The 21,351-nt window shown below is 69.4% G+C and carries 26 protein-coding genes and 1 pseudogene; 12 read left to right on the forward strand and 15 right to left on the reverse strand.

Annotated elements, in window-relative coordinates; translation table 11 throughout:
* Positions 1 to 110 precede the first annotated feature (110 nt).
* The 5 genes and pseudogenes from ACFZDJ_RS52880 to ACFZDJ_RS52900 all read left to right on the forward strand — a co-directional run.
* Positions 111 to 233, forward strand: a pseudogene (locus tag ACFZDJ_RS52880) (4-oxalocrotonate tautomerase); the annotation flags it as partial.
* Between the two features lie 263 nt (positions 234 to 496).
* A complete protein-coding gene (locus ACFZDJ_RS52885) occupies positions 497 to 943 on the forward strand; it encodes a hypothetical protein (protein ID WP_390930405.1) in 447 nt (148 codons plus the stop codon).
* 401 nt (positions 944 to 1,344) lie between these two features.
* Positions 1,345 to 1,968: a DUF6230 family protein gene (locus ACFZDJ_RS52890; protein WP_390930403.1), complete on the forward strand. Its 624-nt coding sequence runs from the start codon at positions 1,345 to 1,347 to the stop codon at positions 1,966 to 1,968.
* A 110-nt stretch (positions 1,969 to 2,078) separates the two neighbouring features.
* Positions 2,079 to 2,528, forward strand: a complete 450-nt coding sequence (locus tag ACFZDJ_RS52895) for a DUF6114 domain-containing protein (protein WP_390930401.1) — start codon at positions 2,079 to 2,081, stop codon at positions 2,526 to 2,528.
* A complete protein-coding gene (locus ACFZDJ_RS52900; protein WP_390930399.1) occupies positions 2,518 to 3,234 on the forward strand; it encodes a hypothetical protein in 717 nt (238 codons plus the stop codon). Before ACFZDJ_RS52895 ends, ACFZDJ_RS52900 begins: the two co-directional genes overlap by 11 nt.
* 62 nt (positions 3,235 to 3,296) lie before the next feature.
* Here ACFZDJ_RS52900 and ACFZDJ_RS52905 read toward each other — a convergent pair whose 3' ends face one another.
* Together ACFZDJ_RS52905 and ACFZDJ_RS52910 are read right to left on the reverse strand one after the other, a co-directional pair.
* Positions 3,297 to 3,908, reverse strand: coding sequence for a DUF4232 domain-containing protein (locus ACFZDJ_RS52905; protein ID WP_391070304.1), 612 nt, complete (start codon positions 3,906 to 3,908; stop codon positions 3,297 to 3,299).
* Positions 3,909 to 4,095: 187 nt separating this feature from the next.
* Positions 4,096 to 4,275 carry a hypothetical protein gene (locus ACFZDJ_RS52910; RefSeq protein WP_391070306.1) on the reverse strand — a complete coding sequence of 60 codons (180 nt, stop codon included), beginning with the start codon at positions 4,273 to 4,275 and terminating at the stop codon, positions 4,096 to 4,098.
* Between the two features lie 213 nt (positions 4,276 to 4,488).
* Here ACFZDJ_RS52910 and ACFZDJ_RS52915 point away from each other — a divergent pair, with 213 nt between their 5' ends.
* Both ACFZDJ_RS52915 and ACFZDJ_RS52920 read left to right on the forward strand, forming a co-directional pair.
* Positions 4,489 to 4,893 carry a GntR family transcriptional regulator gene (locus ACFZDJ_RS52915; RefSeq protein WP_391070307.1) on the forward strand — a complete coding sequence of 135 codons (405 nt, stop codon included), beginning with the start codon at positions 4,489 to 4,491 and terminating at the stop codon, positions 4,891 to 4,893.
* A gap of 318 nt (positions 4,894 to 5,211) precedes the next feature.
* Positions 5,212 to 5,991: a polysaccharide deacetylase family protein gene (locus tag ACFZDJ_RS52920; RefSeq protein ID WP_391070309.1), complete on the forward strand. Its 780-nt coding sequence runs from the start codon at positions 5,212 to 5,214 to the stop codon at positions 5,989 to 5,991.
* 379 nt (positions 5,992 to 6,370) lie between these two features.
* Here ACFZDJ_RS52920 and ACFZDJ_RS52925 read toward each other — a convergent pair whose 3' ends face one another.
* The 3 genes from ACFZDJ_RS52925 to ACFZDJ_RS52935 form a co-directional block, all read right to left on the reverse strand.
* Positions 6,371 to 6,547: a chaplin family protein gene (locus tag ACFZDJ_RS52925; protein ID WP_390930917.1), complete on the reverse strand. Its 177-nt coding sequence runs from the start codon at positions 6,545 to 6,547 to the stop codon at positions 6,371 to 6,373.
* Between the two features lie 228 nt (positions 6,548 to 6,775).
* A complete protein-coding gene (locus ACFZDJ_RS52930) occupies positions 6,776 to 7,171 on the reverse strand; it encodes a hypothetical protein (protein WP_391070311.1) in 396 nt (131 codons plus the stop codon).
* A 660-nt stretch (positions 7,172 to 7,831) separates the two neighbouring features.
* Entirely contained in the window at positions 7,832 to 9,508 is a 1,677-nt protein-coding gene (locus ACFZDJ_RS52935) for a trypsin-like serine protease (protein WP_391070312.1), read from the reverse strand.
* On the opposite strand from ACFZDJ_RS52935, the gene ACFZDJ_RS52940 reads away from it, so the two are divergent.
* From ACFZDJ_RS52940 to ACFZDJ_RS52950, 3 genes are all read left to right on the forward strand, one after another.
* A complete protein-coding gene (locus tag ACFZDJ_RS52940; RefSeq protein ID WP_168509225.1) occupies positions 9,507 to 9,689 on the forward strand; it encodes a hypothetical protein in 183 nt (60 codons plus the stop codon). The two genes, ACFZDJ_RS52935 and ACFZDJ_RS52940, sit on opposite strands and share 2 nt — an antisense overlap.
* A 280-nt stretch (positions 9,690 to 9,969) precedes the next feature.
* A complete protein-coding gene (locus ACFZDJ_RS52945; protein WP_391070314.1) occupies positions 9,970 to 10,866 on the forward strand; it encodes a hypothetical protein in 897 nt (298 codons plus the stop codon).
* A 257-nt stretch (positions 10,867 to 11,123) separates the two neighbouring features.
* A complete protein-coding gene (locus ACFZDJ_RS52950; RefSeq protein ID WP_391070315.1) occupies positions 11,124 to 11,345 on the forward strand; it encodes a hypothetical protein in 222 nt (73 codons plus the stop codon).
* 14 nt (positions 11,346 to 11,359) lie between these two features.
* Here the strand turns inward: ACFZDJ_RS52950 and ACFZDJ_RS52955 are convergent, their stop codons facing one another.
* Positions 11,360 to 11,482 carry a hypothetical protein gene (locus ACFZDJ_RS52955; protein ID WP_391070316.1) on the reverse strand — a complete coding sequence of 41 codons (123 nt, stop codon included), beginning with the start codon at positions 11,480 to 11,482 and terminating at the stop codon, positions 11,360 to 11,362.
* 189 nt (positions 11,483 to 11,671) lie between these two features.
* On the opposite strand from ACFZDJ_RS52955, the gene ACFZDJ_RS52960 reads away from it, so the two are divergent.
* Both ACFZDJ_RS52960 and ACFZDJ_RS52965 read left to right on the forward strand, forming a co-directional pair.
* Positions 11,672 to 12,322 carry a hypothetical protein gene (locus tag ACFZDJ_RS52960; RefSeq protein ID WP_391070318.1) on the forward strand — a complete coding sequence of 217 codons (651 nt, stop codon included), beginning with the start codon at positions 11,672 to 11,674 and terminating at the stop codon, positions 12,320 to 12,322.
* A gap of 41 nt (positions 12,323 to 12,363) precedes the next feature.
* Positions 12,364 to 12,825 carry a hypothetical protein gene (locus tag ACFZDJ_RS52965; RefSeq protein ID WP_391070320.1) on the forward strand — a complete coding sequence of 154 codons (462 nt, stop codon included), beginning with the start codon at positions 12,364 to 12,366 and terminating at the stop codon, positions 12,823 to 12,825.
* A 689-nt stretch (positions 12,826 to 13,514) separates the two neighbouring features.
* Here ACFZDJ_RS52965 and ACFZDJ_RS52970 read toward each other — a convergent pair.
* From ACFZDJ_RS52970 to ACFZDJ_RS53010, 9 genes are all read right to left on the reverse strand, one after another.
* Positions 13,515 to 14,189 carry a response regulator transcription factor gene (locus ACFZDJ_RS52970; RefSeq protein WP_095851500.1) on the reverse strand — a complete coding sequence of 225 codons (675 nt, stop codon included), beginning with the start codon at positions 14,187 to 14,189 and terminating at the stop codon, positions 13,515 to 13,517.
* 94 nt (positions 14,190 to 14,283) lie between these two features.
* The gene (gene mslH / locus ACFZDJ_RS52975; protein ID WP_391070322.1) at positions 14,284 to 15,606 is read right to left on the reverse strand and encodes a lasso peptide C-terminal Trp epimerase; all 1,323 of its coding nucleotides are present in this window, start codon (positions 15,604 to 15,606) and stop codon (positions 14,284 to 14,286) included.
* Positions 15,603 to 16,334: a thioredoxin domain-containing protein gene (locus ACFZDJ_RS52980; RefSeq protein ID WP_391070323.1), complete on the reverse strand. Its 732-nt coding sequence runs from the start codon at positions 16,332 to 16,334 to the stop codon at positions 15,603 to 15,605. Before ACFZDJ_RS52980 ends, mslH begins: the two co-directional genes overlap by 4 nt.
* A gap of 5 nt (positions 16,335 to 16,339) precedes the next feature.
* A complete protein-coding gene (locus ACFZDJ_RS52985) occupies positions 16,340 to 16,885 on the reverse strand; it encodes a MauE/DoxX family redox-associated membrane protein (RefSeq protein ID WP_391070325.1) in 546 nt (181 codons plus the stop codon).
* Complete coding sequence (locus tag ACFZDJ_RS52990; RefSeq protein ID WP_391070327.1) at positions 16,882 to 17,751, reverse strand: ABC transporter permease; 870 nt, start codon at positions 17,749 to 17,751, stop codon at positions 16,882 to 16,884. Before ACFZDJ_RS52990 ends, ACFZDJ_RS52985 begins: the two co-directional genes overlap by 4 nt.
* Complete coding sequence (locus tag ACFZDJ_RS52995; protein ID WP_391070329.1) at positions 17,748 to 18,713, reverse strand: ATP-binding cassette domain-containing protein; 966 nt, start codon at positions 18,711 to 18,713, stop codon at positions 17,748 to 17,750. Before ACFZDJ_RS52995 ends, ACFZDJ_RS52990 begins: the two co-directional genes overlap by 4 nt.
* Positions 18,710 to 19,201 (reverse strand): lasso peptide biosynthesis B2 protein, encoded by a 492-nt coding sequence (locus ACFZDJ_RS53000; protein ID WP_390930369.1) that lies wholly within the window; start codon positions 19,199 to 19,201, stop codon positions 18,710 to 18,712. The genes ACFZDJ_RS52995 and ACFZDJ_RS53000 overlap by 4 nt, the downstream gene beginning before the upstream one ends.
* On the reverse strand, positions 19,198 to 19,461 hold the full coding sequence (locus tag ACFZDJ_RS53005; RefSeq protein WP_168509214.1) for a lasso peptide biosynthesis PqqD family chaperone: 264 nt from the start codon (positions 19,459 to 19,461) through the stop codon (positions 19,198 to 19,200). The genes ACFZDJ_RS53000 and ACFZDJ_RS53005 overlap by 4 nt, the downstream gene beginning before the upstream one ends.
* Positions 19,458 to 21,299 (reverse strand): lasso peptide isopeptide bond-forming cyclase, encoded by a 1,842-nt coding sequence (locus ACFZDJ_RS53010; protein WP_391070331.1) that lies wholly within the window; start codon positions 21,297 to 21,299, stop codon positions 19,458 to 19,460. The genes ACFZDJ_RS53005 and ACFZDJ_RS53010 overlap by 4 nt, the downstream gene beginning before the upstream one ends.
* Positions 21,300 to 21,351 lie beyond the last annotated feature (52 nt).

Genomic DNA, 21,351 nt, shown 5'->3' on the forward strand with positions numbered 1-21,351 from the left:
CCTTCTCGCCGTCGACGGACGCGGTGCTCGCGCCCGAGGCCGGCCGGTTCGCGCCGGCCGCGCGAGCCGGGTTCCAGCGCCTGGGGACTGCCCTGGCAGGCGTCCCGAACGCCGAGGACGACGAGCCCCGCTTCCTGGTGGACGTCACGGTTCCGCAGGGTGCCCTGTCCGAACGACGCAAGGCCGGACTGGTCGAGGAAGCCACCAGGACCGTGCTGGAGGCCGCCGGGCTGCGACAACTGCGGCCGCGGACCGACCGCGCACTGCACGGCCGTACCGCACATGGCCATGTACGGTGCACCGATCGGCGGCAGCATCGGCCTGTACGTGTGCGACATCGCTTCCGCCGTTGCGGGGCTCCCCGAGCCGTGGAGGGACGGGTCGGCGCGCCACAGCTCCAAAATGCCGACGGAGTGTCGTCGTGCCAGGCTGAGAGGGATCACGCCGCTCCGGGAGTTCGGCTGACCGGATGGCACTGCCACCCAAGGAGGCCGACATGGCCGGTGACGCTGCCCGATCGGGAACGGCCCATGCCAACCCGCGCCCGTGGCATGCGCCCACATCGACCACCACCGTCTTCGCAGCTGCGCTGATGATCTTCGGTGGTGCGATGGCGATCTTCGAAGGAATCGCGGCCATCTCCAAGGACAGCCTGTTCATCGCGACGCGTCACTACGCGTTCGAGTTCAGTCTGGCGGGCTGGGGCTGGGTGCACCTCATTCTGGGCATCGTCATCGTCCTCGCGGGCTGCGCCGTGCTCAGCGGAGCGCTGTGGGCGCGCTTCTTCGGTGTATCCGTGGCAGGGCTCGGCGCGATCGCCAACTTCCTGTGGGTGCCGTATTACCCCCTGTGGGCCCTGACGTTGGTCGCCGTCAACGTCTTCATCGTCTGGGCTCTGTGCACGGGTATGCACAGAGAGGCCGACGAAGGACGGAAGGCCTGAGCAGGTCCAGCGGGGCCGCCCGCCCCCGGGGGCGTGGGGAGACCGTGAGCCACGGCCTGGCGAGATCTCCAGGAATGGCGGGCTCCCCGGTCATGAAGTAGTGGCGCCTGCGGCAAGCCGTCATTGCGCCGGCCAGGTCCCCCTGCCTGCCCACCGCCCGGGCGTACGTCACCGGTGTCCGCCGCCCTTACCGCCGTAGACCCGGGAGATCGCAGACATCGACGGCGTCACCGCACCGCGTGTCATCCGGATGCCGCAACGGAAACCGCATCACCCGTCCGGCCGACCCGGCGTGCCGTCGCCAGCCGCTCCGGGAAGCCTAGGATCCGCCACTAGAGAAAGAGACGTCGCCTACCCCTGTCCGGCAACGGCGGGTCCATCTCATGACTGGAGGAGACGGGATGCTGCACCGCGCCGGCAGGACCTCCTGGAAGCGCTTCGCCGGCATTCTCGTCCCGAGTGCTGTGGCCGCCGCGGCCCTCGGTATCGGCATGGCGCAAGGAGCACTGGCCGCGTCGTTCCTCATCTCCGGCCAGAAGTTCCAGGTGGCCCTGGACACTCTGGACGTCCATGGTCTGAGCATCTACGGCATGGTGGACGTGAGCAGGAAGGGCACCCTGGTGCCGGTCGTGGTCACCGGGGCCGGCCGTGCGGAGATCAGCGGGCTGTGCCAGTCCGTGGTGGTCCCGATCCCGGTCCTGGGCCCGTACACACTGAGGGTCACCGGCGGCGAACGCAGACGGGTCGAGGCGAAGAACTTGTTCCTCGACGCGACATCCCTGTCGAGCAGCCAGGCGAATTTCGACGACCTCGACATCGGTGTGGCGGCGGGAGCGGTCAGCAAGGGCCCGATCAGCCGGGAGGACAGGAAGTCTCGGTTCTTCGATCCCAACGGCTTCGCTCAGCAGGCGGATTCGGCCTTCCTGCGCGACGTGCACTTCACCACGGTCGCGGTCTCGGCCGCCACGTTCAACGTTCCGGACCTCGATGTGCGGCTCAGGCAAGGCCACCACGAGTGCTTCTGAACCGTCGGCACGAAACACGCACCCTTCGCGCCCGCTCGTCGCACACTCCCGCCCGCCGAACATCATGGAAAGACCACGTGTTCTTCGAACGATTCGGCAGACGCAGGAACTTGCGCGTCGCCGCCACCGACGCCCGACGAGGATTCAGGACCTGGCGGGACGCACGTCCCTTCTGGGCAGGACTGTTCACCTTCGCAGCGGGCCTGCCGATTCTCTACTTTCCGTACGCGCACCTGAACTTCGGCGCCATCCCACTGGCACTGTCGACCTCGGCCGGCGCGGGGTCGCTGATCATCGGGGTTCTGCTCGTGGCCCTGGCCATCTCCCTCTGGTTCCACCAGCAGGTGCGCGTATTCGCAGGGATCACGGTCATTCTGCTTGCCCTCATCTCGTTTCCCGTCGCCAATTTCGGGGGCCTCCTCATCGGGCTGGTCTCCGGCCTGATCGGCGGATCCCTGGCCTGTGCCTGGATTCCTCCGACGGGCGCCGCCGATTCGCAGCCCGCGGCGAACCGTGCATCAACCCCCAGCCCCGCGGGTGAGGACCACGGTGGCAAGTGACGCCCTGACCGGCTGTGCGGCGAGCGGGCCGGAGTCCGATACCTGTCATCTGCGCAGTGCGGTGGAGAGCCGCTCGGCCGGCCAACTGCTGCGGCCCCTCGCCTGCGCGCTGGCGGTGGCCGCCCTGTCCCTGGTCCTACAGCTCGCCACACCGGCGGCCTCGAAGGCGTTGTTCGCCCCTGGCGGCATCCACACGTCCAAGGCACCCGCAGGTGCCGGCCCGCCGGTCGCCCGACTGCCGGACCGTCCGGCGAACGTCCCCTGGGTGCTGCGTGCGGACAGACTCGTGCTCCACGGCAGTGCCTTCCGCGGCGTGGTCACCGTCCGGACCGCGGCCGGGTCCCAGCGGGTGTTGAAGTTCACCGCACGGTCGCTGGACTTGGGCGACCTCGACCTGACGGCGGGCCGCGGCCGCGCGGCGGTGCGTCTGCGGGCCAAGCCCGCGACCACGTCCACGGTCAAGGGCAAGGACATGGTGACTCTGTACACCCGGAAGCTGTCCGGCACGCTCGTCGGACTGGGCGGCGATCCGCTTCCGGCGGACCGCAGCGTCACCGTCACGCCCGACACGCTGCCCCCGTGGCTCTCCCACCCCGCTGTTGCCACCCGCACGATCACCTTCGAGAACGTGACCGTTGCACAGGTCGCCCAGCTCAGCGGCGACATGTCCATCACCGGGCCGACCCTCAGCGTCGTGGCCCGGTGACCTGCGGCAGGGCGCAAGGGTCCCAGAACGCGTGGTCCGCCCTCCCCACGTGGGACACGGACTCACCTCGTCGTGGTTGTGGGTGTCGCCGTGTAACGCGGTAGTGAAAGGGAGATGGAGTCGCCGCAGGCATCGATCTGTGCCGCTGCGTGATGTGTGTCCATGACTGGGACGTTCGTGCGCTCACGGTCGGGGTTGTGTGGCGCCGAGACCAGCGCTTCGCCCTCATTGACGCAGTAGTCGCCGGCGCCTTTCGCACCCCGGGGGGTGTATTGAAGGTCGACCGTTACTCCTGCCCCCTTGTGCAGAGTGACCGGCTTGGGGTATCCGTGGCCGACGCCCTCAAGGCTGTTCGCCTTCCCGTTGTGGACGCTGAGACCCGGGTATCCGGCGAACACGCATGTCTTGGGCCCCTTGTTGACAGCGGTCAACAGTGCGTCGCGCCGACTACTGCTTTTCGTGGGGAGCAGGACCAGCGTCCACGTCAAGGAACCGGTTCGGCACTCGGTCGGCTTCGGAGCCTCGGAGGAAGTGGCGGACGGAACGGACGGACTCGCCACGCCACTCGCGGGAGTGGTGGTCCTGCCCTCTCCGGATTCGTGGCCACAGGCCGTCACAGCCAAGCCCACCATGAGCACTCCCAGCCCGGTGGTGAGACGTGTGGTCGCTCGCATCGTTCCCCCCTGAATGCACGGTCTATCCGTTTGACGAACGGTTGGGCGCCGCGGTCGCAGGCAGCGGCCGGAAATTTCTGTGTATCAGTACGCGCGGGCCGCCTCGCCCGACAGCGCTCACCTGGTCGGCGCACGCAACCGGTGCCACGCGAGGCGGCCGCTGGGTCCTGCGGAACCGCTGTGAGTGTCAGGTGCCGGGGTAGACCAGCGTGTTCTCGGTACCGAGGGACGTGGAAGCGGTATCGGCGTACAGGGTGGTCTCGCCGTCGGACCAACGAACGATCAGATCGTCGTCGAAGGCATGGGGCGTGTAGTTGCCTGCCGTCATGACCAGGTCGTGCTTCCACAGGTCGTTGGGGTCGCGCATGCGGGACTCGGCGCCGAGTCCCGCGTGGTGGCTGTGTCCTGGGACGTGGAAACGCGAGACCCCTCACCTACAGCGGCGCGACCCGAGCGGGGAAGGTCCGGTCCCTGTCCGCCGCACGCGTCACAGCCGAAGGGTCATGGTTGACATCCTTGCCACGTCTCCACCATGCTTGTATTAATTCATTAACACAAGCGTGCTGAGCGCACTGTGGTCATGGAAGGTGTTGTGATCGAGTACCGGATCGACCGTGGCAGCGGCGTACCGGCCTACGTGCAGATCGTGGAGCAGACCGAACGGGCGCTTCGGATGGGCACGTTGAGGGTCGGGGACAAGCTGCCCACGGCCAGGGAGGTGGTGGCGGCGACCGCCATCAACCCCAACACCGTGCTGCGGGCCTACCGCGACATGGAGCAGGCCGGTCTGGTCGAACTGCGCCGCGGTCTGGGGACCTTCGTGACCCGGTCGCTCGCGCGGCCCGGTGCGGAGGACGACTCGCCGCTGCGCGCGGACCTCGCCGCCTGGACGGCACGCGCACGGGCGGCAGGACTCGAACGGGCCGACATCCTCGCGCTGGTCACCGCCACTCTGGACGCCTACGACAACGAGCAGGACCCCTGAGAGACCGCACTGGCCAAGGGCTTGATCAAGGCAGTTCCAGGGCTGGGGCCGTTGCCTTCGATGGCGGTGTCCGTCATCTGCATGCTGGGTCTGGCCGTGTTTGTCCACACGTGGGTGGAGCGTCGGCTCGGACGCCTCCTGAGGCAACGTCTGACACTTGACGTGCACCTGCAAGACTTCGCTGCGAAGCCGGGCCTCACCAGCACGCGGTAGCGGGTTCGAGTGGTCCCGCGGTCGCCGCGCTGAGAGCAACCTGAGCGCCGTGAAGGTCGTCCACAACCAATTGCAGCAACAACTCGATCCAGGGAAAGGTCTCGCATGCCCCTGAACGTGCGAATACGAAGGTCTCGCATACTCATCGCCGTCGCAACAGCCGTGGCCGCCGCCCTGGCCGTCGCGCTGATCCTGGCCCTGACGGTCACGACCTACGATCACACCTCGCCGCGAGCCGCCCGCGGCAAGGCATCGGGATCGGTGGCCGGGAACGTCGACTGCCGCAAGGCGAAGTGCGTGGCCCTCACCTTCGACGGCGGCCCCAGTCTGACGACCCCCAAACTGCTGGACATCCTGAAGCGGGAGGATCTGCACGCGACGTTCTTCGTGCAGGGCAAGGGCCACATCGCGAAGTACCCCGAGATCCTGCGCCGCATCTCGCGTGAGGGGCACGAAATCGGCAATCACACGTGGTATCACGAGGTTTTGACGGATATCAACGCGGACGACGCCCGTCAGGAGCTGACCCGGACACAGAGCGCCATCGAGAAGATCACGGGCACCAGGCCCATTCTGATGCGTCCGCCGGAGGGCCGCACCAACCGCGAGGTGGCCAAGATCTGCCGGGACCTGGGACTGGCGCAGGTGCTGTGGAGCGTCACGGCCAAGGACTACGAGACGACCGACTCGGCCCTGATCACCAAGCGGGTGCTCGACCAGACCCACCGCGACGGCATCATCCTGCTGCACGACCTGCACAAAGGGACCGTGCCCGCCGTCCCGGGAATCATCAAGGCGCTCAAGCAGCGCGGCTACACCATCGTCACGGTGTCGCAGCTGCTCGCCCCCGCCAAGCCCCAGCCGGGGATGGTCTACCGGCCCTGAACAACCGCTGCCCCCTGCTAAGTTGCGCTCCTTGATCGTGAAGGTTGTGTGGGGGCCTTTCATGAAGCCGGCGCGATTCTCGCCGGCGACCACCACAGCGCTGCTCCTGGGACTGACGACCGCTACCGGGTCCGCAGCCACTACACGCCACCGGCCAAGGGGGGCGCACAGACCACCGGTGTGTGGAGTCAGTGGACCTACCTCACGGTCCGCCCCGGCAGCCCCTAGTGAGGAACCCGCAGGCGCTGTCTGCCACTGCGGGCAGAGTTGCCGTTGTCTGCCCTCGTTCAGCGGCGTTGGTGCCAACTGGTGATGTCGGCCGGACGATCTGTGCCCGCCGGGACCTGCCCGGTCCCGGCGCGGCGAGTGACCTGGTCGGCTAGCCGTTGACGCAGACGTTGCCCGTCGCCGGGTTGAGCAGTCCGATGACGTTCACGGAGTTGCCGCAAGCGTTGACCGGCATGTCCACCGGTACCTGCACCACATTGCCGGACAGCAGACCGCCCGAGCCCGTCGCGGTGCCCACCGCTGTCGCTCCCGTCTTCTTGACGGTCAGGACTTGATCCGGTGAATCTTATGGGTGTCGGTGCCTTGGATGGCAGCGGATTCGGGTACCCGGTGTTACGCGTACTTCCCTGGCACGCGCACGCGCACCCAGCCGGAGGGCCGAAGACCGCAAGGAACGGTCTTCGGCCCTCCGGCTGGGTGTAGCGGCCGTGCCGGCTATGACGTCGGGTGGCAGAGGGTGTGGGCCTCCGCGTCACAGCACAGCCTCCAAGGCGGGTTAGCGGTGGCCGAGGTAGCGGTCCTGATCCCGGTGCCGGTCGCCGTACCAGCCGTGGCGCCCGCCCCGGTCCTGGTCCCGGTCGTGGCCCCGGTCCCAGTCCCAGCCCCGACCCCGGTCCCGGTCTCGGTCCCGGTCGTGGCCCCGGTCCCAGCCCCAACCCCGGTCCCGGTCCCGGTCGTGGCCCCGGTCCCAGCCCCAACCCCGGTCCCGGTCCCGGTCGCCGAAGTGGCCGTCGTGGTCGTGGTCGCTCCTGTGGCTGTGCGAGTAACCCCGCCCGTTGTCGCGATCGTGGCCGGCTCCGGCGGCCAGGGCCGGCATGGCGGCCGCGCCGACGAGTACGCCCGAAGCCACACAGGTGGCGATCAGGCGGACCGTCGTACGAGAAACAGACATGAATCTGTCACCTCACGTTCGTGCACACCGACCCTGGTCGGAGCCGGGCGTGCAATCCGTAATTCCCGGCTCGGTGCCGAGGCCCACACTGTGGCCCTCCACTGCGACACCAGACCAAGGAAACGATTCGCGTTACAAAGTACAGATATATCCGTAACTCTCCCTTGTATGGGCCATTGATGCTGGGAGGGGCCTGGGTGTCGGCCCTGTCCTGGCTTGGAATCACGCTGAGAGCAGGAAAATGAGCAGCTGACGGTCCGTAACGCTCTTGGCTGTCTCGCTGCCCAACTCCTTCGAACGGCCCAATGGCTTCAGTAACGACGGGGGCCTCTGTTCGGGGGACCGTTGCGGTCCGCGGCGATCCGGTCGATCGGGAGCAGGGTGTCGTCGTGATGAGGAGCGCGCTGCCGACGGTGCCGGGGCACAGGGGCGTGGTGGGGGCGACGTACGCAGGGCTGCGCGTCCCGTTGCGTGTGCACCGAGGCGCCGACCAAGAGGCGACAGCACGAAGCCCCGGGCCTGTGGGCCCGGGACGACGTGCTCAAGGACGTTGCGGTGCCGTCCGGATCTGTCTGCTCGTGCTCAGAGCTCTGCGCGATCCAGCGAAGCCTTGGTCGGCGCGGAGGTCATCCCGCGGCCGGCTGCGTGGTTTGGGTGGGCTCAGGAGGTCGAGGCGACCAGCATGTGTTCGGTTCCCAGCTGGTTGGCGAGGGTATCGGTGTACATGCTGGTCTCGCCGTCGGACCAGCGGATGACGAGATCGTCGGTACGGCCGTTGCCGGTGAAGTCGCCGGTCGTCATGGCCGCGTCGTGCTTCCAGAGCCCGTTGGGGTCCAGGATGCGATGCTCGCTGCCGAGGCCCGAGGTCGTCGTACCGACGTAGTTGTCGAGCTCGCCGTCGGTCCAGCGCACCATGAGGTCCCATTTCTGGTTGCCGGAGAACTCACCGGCCGTCAGGAGCGTGGCGTCCCGCCAGGTGCCGTTCTTCGGCTTCAGCTGGTGCTCCTGGCCGAAGGTGCCGGCGCTGACGTTCGTGTAGAGGGTCAGCTCACCGTTGACCCAGCGCACCATGAGGTCGGTGACGTACGTCGAGGCGGCGAAGCGGCCCGCGGCGATCTGAGTCGCGTTCTTCCAGAGGTCGTTGGGTTTGATCATCTGGGTGCCGGCCCAGTTCAGTCCTTTGGAGCCGACGTCGCCGTACAGTGTCACCTCGCCGTCGACCCAGCGGACCAGCAGGTCGGACTGGTTGGACCCGGTGAAGTCGCCCGCCGTGATGGTCTTGGCGTTCTTCCACGTGGAGTTCTTGGGCAGCAGCTGCCGCTCGGGATCGTAGCCGCCGTGTCCGTTGCCGGGGTAGAGCGTGACCTCACCGTCGGACCAGACCACGATCATGTCGCTGTGGCCGGTCTGGCGGAAGTCGCCCGAGGCCATCAGGTTGGCGTTCTGCCAGGTGGTCGCCGCGCCGGGCAGCCAGGGGTCTCCGGACGGCTGGTACGGCGGCTTGTTGTCATCCACTTTCCGATGCGCGGCCGCGTCGGCGAACAGGTCCTGGGCGTCCTTGCCGTAGATCGGCGAGTAGGTCACCCAGTCGTCGTTGGCGTCGTTGCCACCGCCGTGATATCCGCCGGTGTTGCCGATGACCTTGCCGGTGCCGTTGGTGCTGTTGTAGTCCTCGATCCACGGGCCGCCGGAAACGCCACCGTAGAAGCCGGTGCAGGTCATGCGCATCTGTCGGAAGCCTGGCAGCTGGGAGGTGCTGACGGGGCAGCGGACCGGCACGTGGTCGGGGTTGACACTGACGTCGTCGGGATAGCCGATGACGGTGGCCTTGTGGTTGTAGCCGCTGGTCGGGGCGAAGGTCAAAGCCCCCGTGACGTCCTCCACCTTGCCCCGCGTGTTGGGGTCGACCTGCGCGAAGGCCAGGTCCAAGTCGGAGGTCGGCTTCTTGGTGTTCGCCTCGTAGCGCGGGTCTATGTACAGGCGGGACACCAGGTAGACGCCGGACGGCTGCTCGACGGCGGACCTGCCGATGCGGTACTGCGGAACGAAGATGCGGTGGGTGGCCCTCTCCAGGCCACGGCCGCAGTGTCCGGCGGTCAGGACGATGTCCTTGGCGGCCGTGTGTACGACGCTGCCGGTGCAGTACGTCTTCGGGCCGCCGAGCGGCTTGCCGTCGAAGAAGAACGTGCCCACCATCGGGTGGCCGAGGAAGTGCTCCGGGGTGGGGGTGTCCGATGGCGGCGGCTGGTGCGCGACGGTGGCGCCCGCCGAGATGCCGTGCTTCGACACGGCCGAAGCGGGGGCCGGCGGGGAGTCGATCGGGACCGCGTTGTCCATGCGGTCCGCCGTCCAGTACTTCTCTTCCTCGCTCAGACTCGGCCCGTCCGAGGGGGAGGGAGAGGAGGTCGGCTCGGCGGACTGCGTCGAGGACGCCGAGGGCGTGGCGGAGTCGGTCGGCTCGACGGCCCCCGCGACCGTCGATGGCGCCGAGGGTGCCGACGACTTCGGCGGGACCTGATGCCCGGTGCTGGGAGCCGCCGGTGATGCGGAGGCCGTCGGTGGGGCGGAGGGCGCTGGTGCCGGATGGCCCGTCGCGGCCGATGCCGTCCCGGCGCCGAGAACGCCGACGCCCAGTCCTAGCGCCAGGGCTGGAATCCATCTGTGTCTGGAACGCAACAAGGTGCCTTTCCGTCTTGTAGGGGGCCATACGGTGAGCAAGCCCCGAACTTCCCTTGGTCGTACGCATGTTCGATGAATCAGTACTATCGAGTAAAAACTGACATATCGTCAAATAAGAGATGAGCGAGGCGATGGACCGACTCCGCAAGACCGCGTGGGCGGTACTCCCTCTCCTGCTGCCCTTTCTGGCAGCCGGGTCGGCCTCGGCCTCCCCGCTCGAGTCATCCCTCCCGTTCGGAAGCGTCCGGTCGGTGCAGCCCGGCGACACGCTGACGGTCAATGCCAAGTCCGGCGAGGCCAGTTACGCCGAGACCGTCACTTCATCCGCGTTCATCAGGGCAGGGAAGCTGCGGATGATGGATCCGCTGCTGACCACCACCGTGACCGTCGCCTGCGACACCCGGCCCGGCACCTACCCGGTCCTGCTGCACGGCGCCGGAGACGTGGGCCCGGAGGAGCATCCGTTCCGTTGGGCACGCGTACGCGTTGAAGCCACCGACGAGGCGGCACGCCGCGTCTGCCGGAACAAGGTCCAGAAACTGCCCCCACCCAGCCTGGAGGAACGCTGGGCTCCCGACAGCACGTGGCCCCAGTCGGAATGGGACGTGCGGACCTTCCGGGCCGGCAGCCGCGTCACGATCACTGACAACTATGACGAGGGATCGGACGGTGACATCACCCTCACCTCCCGCGCATTCACCGACCGCTCCGTCCTGCGCGGAGCCAGAGCCGTCCTGACCGCCACCACCACCCTCAGGTGCGACTCCGCACCCGGCCTCTATGTCGTCTACCGGCATGACGCCGACCGGACCGGCCCCGACAAACCATGGGCCCGTCTGCGTATCGCCCCCGCCGCACCCGGAAAAGCCTGCGCTGCTCAGCAAGCTGCAAAGCACTCAGCCGGGACATCCCGCACCGGCACGGTGGCCTGGGCCGCGGGCGGCGTACTCCTCGCCGCCGCAGCCGGCGCCGCACTCTTTCTGCGGGCCAACTCCCGCCGCACACACTCCGCCTGAGGCCCCTCACCGCTCGTTGGCCGGCTTGGATCGCTGCTGCGTAGACGCGATCAGGCGACCCGCGCACCCGCGCACCCACGCATCCACGCTGACCCTCAAGCTCACTGGCGGCACCAGCTGGGAGAAATACTGGAGCGCCCAGATGCGATCGAGTATCAGGGCGCACGGAGGCGCAGTCGCCACGCTGCTGCTGATCACCGCGGTGGGCTGTAGTGGGCGGTCCGACGCGAAGACGCACGGAGGGTTCGCCGGCGCTGGTGTGGTTACGCAGTCGCGGTATCCGACACCACATCGCCCACAAAGGCATCGAGTCCTGCGAGCGGCTGGGACGCCACTGCTGGACCATCGAGCGCACCGAGGCCTGGCGCAACCTCGCCATCGGCGCCTTACGCATCGGCGGCACCCACAACATCGCCGCTGCACTCCGCGCCAACTCCCGCGACCCGAAACGCCCGCTCGCACTATTCGGCCTCGGGTGATCACGAACAGGACATCACACGACCATGCCGAAGCCCTGCGGCTGGACCGGATCGACCTGCGCTGCGTCGCCGTCACTGCCGATGCGATGCACACCCAGCGCGCCCACGCCGAGCACGTCATCGTCGTCGGCGGGCAACTCCCTTCCGTTCACATGTATTTGAGGCTTTCCTGAGCATTTCTCGATCTCTTGCGCCAAGGTCGCGTGGCCGGATATGAATGTCGCGCACACGACATCTGGGGAAGCGCTGCGGAGGCGCTGTGGTGTCGTGGGCTCAGTTTTGCCGACCTTTGAACCACTCGACCAGACTCATCGAAACGGGGATCAATGAAGCGCGCCATAACGCGTACCGCGCTTTCCTTCATGACCGCTGCGGGCGTGCTGCTGGCAGCAACCAATGCCGGCGCTGCCACGTCGGACGACGAACCGGTACCGGCTGACGACACACAGGTTGTTCTGAACGACGGAACCGTCGCGCACGTCAACGACGAAATCGAGTTCACTTTCACCGGAGACAAGACCGCCATCAAGAGGCCGCAGGTCGCCGCGGTTTGCCCTGAGGTGAACGATCCTCCGACGTACAAGGTGAAAGGTGCACCGTACTTCCTGCCGGACAACAAGAAGCCTCAGTCGACGTGGCTCCTGCCTCGCCAAACGGTGTCCTGGACGGTAACGGGAAGTCACACCTTCACTTGGGACTTCGCTGTTGGATACGAGGCCGAGGCCAGCATTATCGTCGAAAAGGCCAAGGTGAAGGTCGACACCAAGATCAGCAACTCGTGGACCTGGACGGGCACGCAGACCGTCACCGACACGAACACCACCAACAAGGGGTACCGGGCCGTCCTGGGGCAGGTGGGCTGGAAGCTCACCGCCGTGAAGACGTGGATCGCCCCTCCCTGCAACGTCAAGACGAAGACCATTGTCGTGAAGGCCCCGCGCAAGGGTGATATGTCGATTGGGCGGCAGAATTCGTGACGCGAACCGGAGCCCGAAGGAACGCGGCGGCGCTGTGCCTCGTGGCCGCGGCGGCGCTCACCGGGGCCTGCGATCCCAGTGAGCCGGCCGGATCATCGTCGCCCACGCCCCGTACGAGTCGGTCTTCGTCCAGTGCGGTTCCGGACGACAAGGCCGCAAAGGCGATCCTGGATCAGGCCTTCGTCGGCAGACAAGAGCTCGGGAGCGGATCAGGCGCCCTGCAGTCGCAGCTCGGAAACACCTTGCCCGCGCCGGACAAGAATGTGTTGAGCGTGACATTCGCCTTCACCTGTACGGGAAACGGCAAGGTTGCCCTCAAGTTCGCCGTCAATGGTAAGAACGTCTCGTCAGCGGCACACAGCAGCACCTGCGACAGGTCGGTCTTCCAGCAAAGCGTAGAAGTCCCCGACCCCGGTCCCATCACCTTCGAGGCCGACGTGACCGGTTCGAACAACGGTGGTTTCGCCTACGCCTACTACACCGAGAAGAAGCAAGTGCCGTAACCGGATTCTTACGGTGGCCAAATGCGAGGGCCCCTTGCCGCTGTGACGGCAGGGGCCCGGTGCATGGACTACCGGGTGTCGATCACCGGGTCTCGACGCGCTCGATAGCGAGCAGTTCGAGGTGCTCGAGATATCGGCATTTCCCCGGCGCACCACGGGAAACGGCTCCGCGGATTGCTGCGCACCGAATGCCTGCCGCGCTGGCCGAGGAGGTCGTCGCTGCGGGACGTCACGCTGTGGGCTTGGCGTCTCCCAGTCGGCAGGTCTCAGCGACACAAGACACCGACATGGGGTCATTCGGCCTCGGGTTCGCTGCTCGCCGCGGTCTGGACCGAGTCGATGGACGACACATGGCTCTCGTTGTACTGGCAGGTCTGGCCCTGGCGGCAGTCTGCACAGCGCTCACGCTCCGCTTGATCGGCACAGCACTGAGCGTGATGCCCAATAGCGGAGGCGGAGCGCCGTGATGTTGAAGCCTTCGGTTCGGAGGCGTCGCTTTCATCCTGGTCAGCAGGTCGCGTGTGCTTGTTGTCCGTGCCCCGGCCACCCGGTCCCGTGCGAGGTCGTCGACACCCGGGTCCGGGCCCGCTTCCACACCGACGAACCGATCGTCACCGCCCTCGGCGACGACGGCCACTCCTGCGCGGCCGCCCAGCGGGGCGACGCGCCGTGAGTCCTGGTCGCCGCGGTCACGTCGGCATTCCCCGCTCGGCCAGGCCGCTCTCGTACGCGATGATGACCAGCTGTGCGCGGTCCCGGGCGTGCAGCTTGGCCAGGAGGCTGCCGACGTGGGTCTTCACGGTCGGCATGCTGATGACCAGGCGTTCGGAGATCTCCGCGTTGGACAGGCCGTTGGCGATCTGGACGAGGACTTCGTGTTCCCGCTTGGTGAGACCGACGAGTCGTGGAGCGGGGCGGGGCGTCTCGCCGCGCCGGGAGAAGTTGGCGATGACGCGCCGGGTGACCGTCGGGGCCAGTACGCCCTCGCCCGTGGCGATGACCCGGATGCCGTCGACCAGGTCGGACGGCGAGGCGTCCTTCAGCATGAAGCCGCTGGCGCCCGCCTGGAGGGCCGGGTAGACGTACTCGTCCATGTCGAACATGGTCAGGGCCAGCACCCGGACACCGGTCAGCGTCTCGTCGGAGCAGATCTCCCGGGTGGCCGCGATGCCGTCGAGAACCGGCATCCGGAGGTCCATCAGGACAACGTCCGGGGCGAGTTCCCGGGCGAGCCGGACCGCCGTGGCGCCGTCGCCCGCCTCGCCGACGACCTCCATGCCGGGTGTGGAGTCGACGAGGACCCGGAAGCTCCCGCGCAGCAGTGCCTGGTCGTCCGCGATCAGGACCCGGACCGACTCGGCCATGCGTGTTCCCCGGTTCCTCGTGCGTTCGTGGCGCTTGGTGACACCGGGCATTTTGCCAGGCACTCCGGTCAACCCGCCCGCTTCGTAGAGCTGTTCACGCCAGGTCCAGCAGCAGCTCCGCCGTGTTGTCGGACCCCGCCCCGACCGTCGTACCGTACGCCTGCGACAGCCGGGTGACATCAGTGAGGATCTCCTTGGCCTCGGCCTGGTCGGCCAGACGGGGGCGGCCCCTGCGGTGCACCGGCAGGGCGAAGCCGAGGTCGACCGGGTGGAGGCGGGCCGTCACGAGGGTGCCGTCGTCGAAGGTGAGGACGGGCACGAGCGACTGCCAGTAGCGGCGGTGCGGGGCGAACAACCGGGTGCCGTGGCCGCTCAGCCGGTCGTAGTAGCGGCCAGGGGTGGGCGGCCGGTCGGTGGTGACCTTGGCGTAGTCCTCGGCGGAGACGCGGTCGGTCAGTTCGATCTGGCTGACGATGTTGCCGAGGCTGTAGAAGATCGGCCTGTTCCGATACAGCTCGACACCGCGAAGGAAGTGCGGGCCGTGCCCGACCACGACGTCCGCGCCCTCGTCGATCATCCGATGGGCGAAGGCACGCAGGAACTCGCCCGGTGTCTCGGGCGTCGGGCCGGGCTCGTGGGAGTGCACGCTCACCACGACGAGGTCCGCGCGCAGGCGGGCCTCACCGACCCAGCGGGACATCTCGTCGAGGTCGCGCGGATCGCACTCGGTGGTGAAGCCTGGTTCGTCCGCCGTCAGGAAACGGGTGCCGAAGAGGGTGAGCCGGTCGGGAGCGAGGATGGCGGGGTCGACCCCGAGCAGGGTGCGGGCCTCGGCCCGGCGGGCGCGCAGTCCCGTCTCGGCGTCGATCGTCCGCAGCACGTCCATCTGCGGGGCCGTCACCCGCAGGGTCGCGGAGTGGCGCAGCGCGTTGAGGCCCGGCCGTCCGGGTAGTTCCGGCGACGGATCGGCCGCCTCCTGGCCGGGCAGGAACGTCGCGGTGCAGGCGAGCAGCGCCAGGCTGCCGCCCGGCCGGTCGACGTAGACGGGCCGGCGCGCCGTGGTGAGGTCGGCGCCTATCCCGGCGAACGGGATCCGCCTCGACCGCAGCAGGTCCACGGTGCCGAGCACGCCCTCCGTGCCCAGGTCCATGGCGTGGTTGTTGGCGCAGCCCAGCACGGTGAACCCGGCCGCCGTGATCTCGTCCAGTACACCGGAGTCCGCGATCAGACAGCCGCCGCCGGCGGCGTTGTGCACCGGGTGTCCGCGTCCGTCGTAGGGGACCACCTCCAGGTTGGTGACGGCGAAGTCGGCGCTGTGGAGGAGGTCGTGGAGCCGTCCGGCGGCCGGGTCGGAGGTGATCAGCGCTCCCCGTGTCGCCATGCAGTCGCCGGACAGGGCCACGGTCAGCCGGGTCATCGTCGGGCCGCCGTGACCGCGCGGGTCAGCGCGCCGCCCGGATCGGAGCCGGTGACGTCGACGCGCCGGCCCTCCACCATCACGGTCGGGGTCAGCGCCACCTTGCGTGAGGCGGCGAGATCGGAGACGTAGCGCACCCAGGGCAGGTACGGGGCGTCCTCGACGCAGCGGGCGAAGGACGCCCCGGTGATGCCGGCGTCCCGGCCGGCCGCGATCAGCTGGGTCTCGCTGAGCCCGGGGCCCTGTTCGGCGGGCTGCTTCGCGAACAGGACCGTGGAGTACTGCTCGAACCGCCCCGCGTCCGCCGCGCAGGCCGCTGCGGAGGCCGCCTGTGTCGAGTAGCCCGCGGGTTCGCTGCGGCCGTCGAGGAAGGCGACCGGGTGGTAGACGACGCTCACCCCACCGTGCGACCTCAGATCGTCCAGGGCGGCGGTCAGCGCCCGTTCGGTACGACGGCATTCGGGGCAGAGGTAGTCGAGGTACACGTCGACGCGTACGGCGCCGGTGGAGGCGGCCACGCCCGACTTGTCGGCGGCGATCTGGGCCGGTACGCGGCTCGGTGCCTTGCCGGGGGCCGTGTTGTTCGCCCGGACCAGGCCCGCGCCGACCAGCGCGGCGGCGACCACCACCAGGACGGCCACCAGCGACACCACCAACGTGCGCCGTCGCCGGTGCCGTTGGTGCACCATCTCACGCACCATGGCGTCCGTTGTCTGTGTGCCCGTCATACCCCTCACTCCTTCGGGTCCAGGACCCAGCTGTCCAGCGCGTATCGGGTGCGCGGATTCCGGATCAGGAGGGCGGCCGCGCCGAGCAGCAACAGGTCGCGCGCGATGTCGAGCGCGTAGCCGCGTGCGGCGCCACCACTGAGCGTGCCTCCACCGCCGAAACAGCCGCAGTCGATGGACATTCCCCGTGCCCACACCGAGGCGATGGCCGCCGCATACGCGACCAGCAGTACGGCCGCGGCCGCCGCCGCCGCCCTGGTGGCCAGCCCGGCCACGAGCAGCAGCGCGAGCGCCACCTCGACGAACGGCAGGACGCCACCCACGAGTTGCGCCGAGTCGTCGGGCACGATGCGGTAGAGCGCGACCGTCCGTCCGGCCTCCGTGAGGTCCCCTATCTTCACCAGGCCGGCGTAGGCCAGGACCGCCGCCAGGAGCAGCCGGGCCGCGAGCCGTGCCGCGCCCGCCCAGTACCCGTTCGTGGCCCGGGTGTTCGCCGTCGTCGTGACATCCGCCGTGCTCGCGTCCACCGTGCCCTGTCCTTCCCGGCTCATGACGTACGGGAGAACCGATAGCCCGAGAGGCCCAGCGCGACCGCGGTGAGGGCGGCCAGGAAACCGAGTTCGGCGGCCACGGATGGGTGCCAGTCGCCGAGCATCAGCCGGGTCTGCTCCGAGGTGAGCACGCTCGGTCCTGGCAGGGTCCGGCGGACCGCGTCGACGCCGTACGTCAGCGGGTTGAGCTTGACGACGGTGGCGAGCCAGCCGGGCAGGCCGCCCGGCGGAAACATCGCGCCGGAGAAGAACATCAGCGGCATCAGGCTCAGGTTCACCACGACCTGGAAGGTGTCGACCTGCCGGATGGTGACGGCGGCGAGCAGCCCGAGCGAGGTGAACATGAGGGAGACCAGCAGGAGTTCGAGCAGGACGACCAGCAGCATCGGCGTGTAGCGGATGCTCGCGATCCCGCCGACGGACAGCACCATGAGGCCGTAGACCGCGCCCGTGGTGGCGCCGCCGAGGGCCAGTCCGAACACGATGGACGCGCGTGGGAACGGCGCCACGAGCATCTGGCGCAGCACCCCCAGCCTGCGGTCCCACACCAGCGAGATGCCCACCGCGATCGCCGGCGCCTGCACGGACATGACCAGCGTGCCGGGGAACAAGTAGGCGCGGTAGTCGTTCAGTTGGGCCTTGCCGAGGCTGGACGACGCCGCGTCGAGGCCGGTACCGAGGACGACGAGGAACAGCAGGGGGGTCACCAGTCCCATGGCCAGGCGCACGGGGTTGTGCCGCAGCCGCGTCATCTCCCGCCGCCAGAGCAGCAGGACAGGGCGGGCCGGGTTGCGGGACCGGTCGGTCGGTGGCGGTGCGGCGGTGACGTCGCCGAGTGCGGCGGGTGCGGTGGCGGTCCGGCTCATCGCAGTCCTTCCCCGAGGTTGCCGAGCATGCGTGGGCCGGTCGTGCTCTCCCGGATGGCGAGACCGGTGTGGTGCAGGAAGACGTCGTCGAGCGTGGGCGGGGCGATGGCGACCTCGCGTACGGTCACGCCGAGTTCGGTGCACAGGCGGGGCACCAGGGCCGCCGCGCGCTCGACCCGGAGCAGCAGACCGTCCGCAGTGGGCTCCGACGGGAGGCCGAATCGGTCGCTGAGGGCGTGGGCGGCGCGCTGGTCGTCCTCGGTGCGCAGGACGACGAGGTCGGCCCCGATGACGGACTTGAGGTCCGCGGGTGTGCCCTCCGTGACCACCTTGCCCCGGTCGATGATCGCGATCCGGTCGCAGTGCTCGGCCTCGTCCAGTTGATGGGTGGTGACGAAGACCGTGATGCCCCGCTCCCGCCGCAGCCGTTCCAGGTGCTCCCAGACGGCGGCGCGGGTCTGGGCGTCCAGTCCGGTCGTCGGCTCGTCGAGGAACAGCACGCTGGGCTCGGCGAGCAGGCCGCGGGCGATCTCCAGGCGGCGGCGCAGTCCGGTGGAGAACTGCCTTACCGGCACCCTGCGGCGCTCGGAAAGGTCCATCAGGTCGAGCATCGAGGCGATCGCGTCGCGGGACGCGCGGCGGGACAGACCGCACAGGTCGGCCTGGAAGCGGAGGTTCTCGGCGGCGGTGAGGTCCAGGTCGAGGGTCGACTCCTGGAACACGATGCCGATACGGCGGCGGACCTCGGCGGGCCGGGCGGCGACGTCGAAGCCGGCCACCTCCGCGCGGCCCGCGGTGGGCCGCAGCAGGGTGGTCAGCATGTTGATGGTGGTGGTCTTGCCCGCGCCGTTCGGCCCGAGGAAGCCGTAGACGCTGCCCGTGGGCACGGTCAGGTCGAGCCCGTTCACGGCCGGTGTGGTGCCGTAGTACGCGTAGAGGCCCTCGGCCCGGATCGCTGTCATGAGCGGCTTCCTTCGGAGGGGCGGGGGCTGCCGTCGGTGGGGTGCGGGTCCTTGTCGGAAGGGCGCGTGCGCTCGTCCGGGCGACGAACCGCCAGGACCGTGCGGAACACGCTGAGTTCGCCGGGTTCGTCCACCGGCCGCCCGTCGGCCTCCACCCAGGCGTGCGCGCCGAACGGTTCGGTTCTGAACCCCGTGCACCAGTCGGCCCACCTGCCGCGTGCCCGGCACAGCAGGACGGTGGCCACGGAACGCTGGAGGCAACCGAGTCCCGCGCAGCGGGTGCTGACCGAGACGACGGACCGGCGGGCCCGCGCCACCTCGGCGTATCCGGCGGGGCGGGACCCCGTGCTGACCACGCCCAGCACGCGGTGCAGTCGGGCCGGCGGCAACCGGACCAGCAGACGTGCCGCCCCGGCGGCGCACCGGGGGGCGAGCTGCCGGTACCAGGGCAGCCGCGGGGCCTGTTCGGCCACGGCGGGGGTGGTCACGAGGCCACCTCCACGAGCTTGGCCGCGCTGAGCGCGTCGATGAGGGCCTGGACGTCCTGCCGAGCCTGGTCGTCGCTGACCGGGGCCGCGGCGCACAGGCCGGCGGCGGCCGCGTCGGGCGCGTTTCCGTCGAGGAGTTGACGCAGGACGCCCGCGCCGGAGTGGTTCAGCTGCCAGTAGCGGCCGCGGCGCCCGTCGAGCAGGACGGCGCCGGTGTCGACGACGGTGAGGGTGACGTCGCGGGCGAGGGTCAGCTTCATCGGAGGTCTCCCGTAGGCGTGTTCCGGGCGGGTGGCAGGGGGTGTGTCTCCGGGTGGGTCCGCAGCCAGCTCTCGCAGGCCACGGTGGTGTCGATCGGCTGAAGGTGATGGGACATCGGCCCCGGGTTCAACACCGCGGACCGGAAGGCCGCCGGGTCGATGAGGCCGAGCCGGGCGAGCTGGGAGTCCTCGCACAGCTCCAGGATCCGGGCCCGGTTGCGGGCCAGGCCCCGGAACGCCTCCGCGCTGAACTCGCCCTTGTCGCGGCGGCCCAGGATGTCCGCGGGGACGAGACCCTGTGCGGCCGAGGTGAGCAGCGGCTTGAACCGCCCGCCGAGCAGGCGCTGGTCGATCCGTGTGGCCAGGGCCGCCTCCACCACCCGGTCGTCGAGGAAGGGCGCGTCCCAGGTGATGCCGGTGTCCCCGAGGGCGGTGTTGACCTGGCGGACGGTGGTTCCCTCGAAGACGAGTGAGGCGAGCGCCTGGTGCCGGGCCCGGTCGGTGTCCAGGGGGCCGGGCCCCTCGGTGGCGGCGTCGTTGAGCAGGGCACGGACCGCGGCCACGGCGTCGGGGGTCGCCCAGGCCGGCATGCGGGGCGCGAACACCCAGCCGAAGTCGGGCTCGTCGACGGGCGGGGGCGGGGCGTCGATGCGGGCGGCGACCCGGCCGAGGTTGCGCGCGAACGTCGACCGGTCGAGCAGCGAGCGTACGGTCGCCCGCCACGGCCAGCGATTGGCCAGCCGGTAGCGGTTGACCAGCCGCAGCCCGCCGACCGGTGTGGCCCGGGCCAGGGACCAGGCGCAGGCGGGCATCCGGCCGAACAGCTCGTCACCGCCGAAGCCGGTCAGGTGCAGCGTGGCGCCCTCCGCCGTGGCCCGCTTGGCCAGGTCCTGGATGTGGGCGAGTCCGGAGGCCCAGGTCGAGGGACCTTCCGGGGCCGCGCCCACGAGGTCGGCGGTGTAGCCGATGTCGAACAGGTTCTCGGCGCGGTCGGCGGACAGCGTGTGGTGCCGGGCCGTCGGCAGGCACTCCGCGGCCCGGTGGGCCCACATCGTGTCCGCGTTGGCGCTGTCGATCGGCATCACGTGGTACGTGACCAGGTCGGCCCCGGCCGCGTGGGCGAGGAAGCACAGTGAGGTGGAGTCCAGGCCGCCGGACAGGTCGGCGCTGAGGGTGCCGCCCGCGGCGACCCGGGTGGTGATCGCGTCGTCCAGCGCCGTACGGACGGCGGCCGCTCCCTCCGTGAGCGTGAGCGACGGCTCCGGGAGTTCCCACCAGCGGATCTGCCGGGCCCGGCCGTCCGGGTCCAGTTCCAGCCAGTGGCCGGTGGTGAGCGCCTCGACGCCCCGGCGTAGGGGGCGTTGGGCGAGCGGCCAGGGGGGTCCGCCCGGCGCCAGCAGGCGGGCGGCGAGCACGGTCTCGTCGAGGCCGGCGCCGGTCAGCCGCAGCAGGGATTCCACCCCGCTCGCGGCGACGGTCACCCCGTCGACGACGGCCGTGAAGATCTGTCGTACGCCGACGGCCGAACCCTGCACCCTGGTCCTGCCGTCCAGTGACACCGCCAGGTGGACGGCGCCCGGCAGCCGGGACGCGATCGCGTCCACGTCGTGCAGCGAGCGCAGCCGGCCGAGTGCGGCCGTCGCGGCGGTCTCGTCGAGCCGGGTGTGGCCCAGTACGACCATCCGCCGTGGGCCCGCCTCGACGACGACGGCCTCGGCCTCGGGCCAGTCGCCGACGATCCAGGGCCGCCCCGACGCGTGGTCGACGCGCCGCGTTGCCGGCAGCCGGCCGGCCGCCGCGGCACCGGCCGGGCAGTCCGGAAGAACCACGAATTCCATGTCGTCTCGTTCCCCGTCTCCTCGTTGCCCCGGGTGGTGCCGGTGCGTGTGA

The sequence above is a fragment of the Streptomyces sp. NPDC007896 genome (genome assembly GCF_042959425.1).
In the GTDB taxonomy this organism is placed as follows: domain Bacteria; phylum Actinomycetota; class Actinomycetes; order Streptomycetales; family Streptomycetaceae; genus Streptomyces.

Coding starts and splice junctions, on each gene's coding strand:
- ACFZDJ_RS52940 (WP_168509225.1), top strand. CDS start 9,507: ATGCGGTCCGCCGTCCAGTACTTCTCTTCCTCGCTCAGACTCGGCCCG.
- ACFZDJ_RS52890 (WP_390930403.1), top strand. CDS start 1,345: ATGCTGCACCGCGCCGGCAGGACCTCCTGGAAGCGCTTCGCCGGCATT.
- ACFZDJ_RS52935 (WP_391070312.1), bottom strand. CDS start 9,508: ATGGACAACGCGGTCCCGATCGACTCCCCGCCGGCCCCCGCTTCGGCC.
- ACFZDJ_RS53005 (WP_168509214.1), bottom strand. CDS start 19,461: ATGAAGCTGACCCTCGCCCGCGACGTCACCCTCACCGTCGTCGACACC.
- ACFZDJ_RS52980 (WP_391070323.1), bottom strand. CDS start 16,334: ATGACGGGCACACAGACAACGGACGCCATGGTGCGTGAGATGGTGCAC.
- ACFZDJ_RS52985 (WP_391070325.1), bottom strand. CDS start 16,885: ATGAGCCGGGAAGGACAGGGCACGGTGGACGCGAGCACGGCGGATGTC.
- ACFZDJ_RS52910 (WP_391070306.1), bottom strand. CDS start 4,275: ATGCGCGACCCCAACGACCTGTGGAAGCACGACCTGGTCATGACGGCA.
- ACFZDJ_RS52945 (WP_391070314.1), top strand. CDS start 9,970: ATGAGCGAGGCGATGGACCGACTCCGCAAGACCGCGTGGGCGGTACTC.
- ACFZDJ_RS52990 (WP_391070327.1), bottom strand. CDS start 17,751: ATGAGCCGGACCGCCACCGCACCCGCCGCACTCGGCGACGTCACCGCC.
- ACFZDJ_RS52885 (WP_390930405.1), top strand. CDS start 497: ATGGCCGGTGACGCTGCCCGATCGGGAACGGCCCATGCCAACCCGCGC.
- ACFZDJ_RS53010 (WP_391070331.1), bottom strand. CDS start 21,299: ATGGAATTCGTGGTTCTTCCGGACTGCCCGGCCGGTGCCGCGGCGGCC.
- ACFZDJ_RS52905 (WP_391070304.1), bottom strand. CDS start 3,908: ATGCGAGCGACCACACGTCTCACCACCGGGCTGGGAGTGCTCATGGTG.
- ACFZDJ_RS52960 (WP_391070318.1), top strand. CDS start 11,672: ATGAAGCGCGCCATAACGCGTACCGCGCTTTCCTTCATGACCGCTGCG.
- ACFZDJ_RS52930 (WP_391070311.1), bottom strand. CDS start 7,171: ATGTCTGTTTCTCGTACGACGGTCCGCCTGATCGCCACCTGTGTGGCT.
- ACFZDJ_RS52995 (WP_391070329.1), bottom strand. CDS start 18,713: ATGACAGCGATCCGGGCCGAGGGCCTCTACGCGTACTACGGCACCACA.
- ACFZDJ_RS52920 (WP_391070309.1), top strand. CDS start 5,212: ATGCCCCTGAACGTGCGAATACGAAGGTCTCGCATACTCATCGCCGTC.
- ACFZDJ_RS52915 (WP_391070307.1), top strand. CDS start 4,489: ATGGAAGGTGTTGTGATCGAGTACCGGATCGACCGTGGCAGCGGCGTA.
- ACFZDJ_RS52970 (WP_095851500.1), bottom strand. CDS start 14,189: ATGGCCGAGTCGGTCCGGGTCCTGATCGCGGACGACCAGGCACTGCTG.
- mslH (WP_391070322.1), bottom strand. CDS start 15,606: ATGACCCGGCTGACCGTGGCCCTGTCCGGCGACTGCATGGCGACACGG.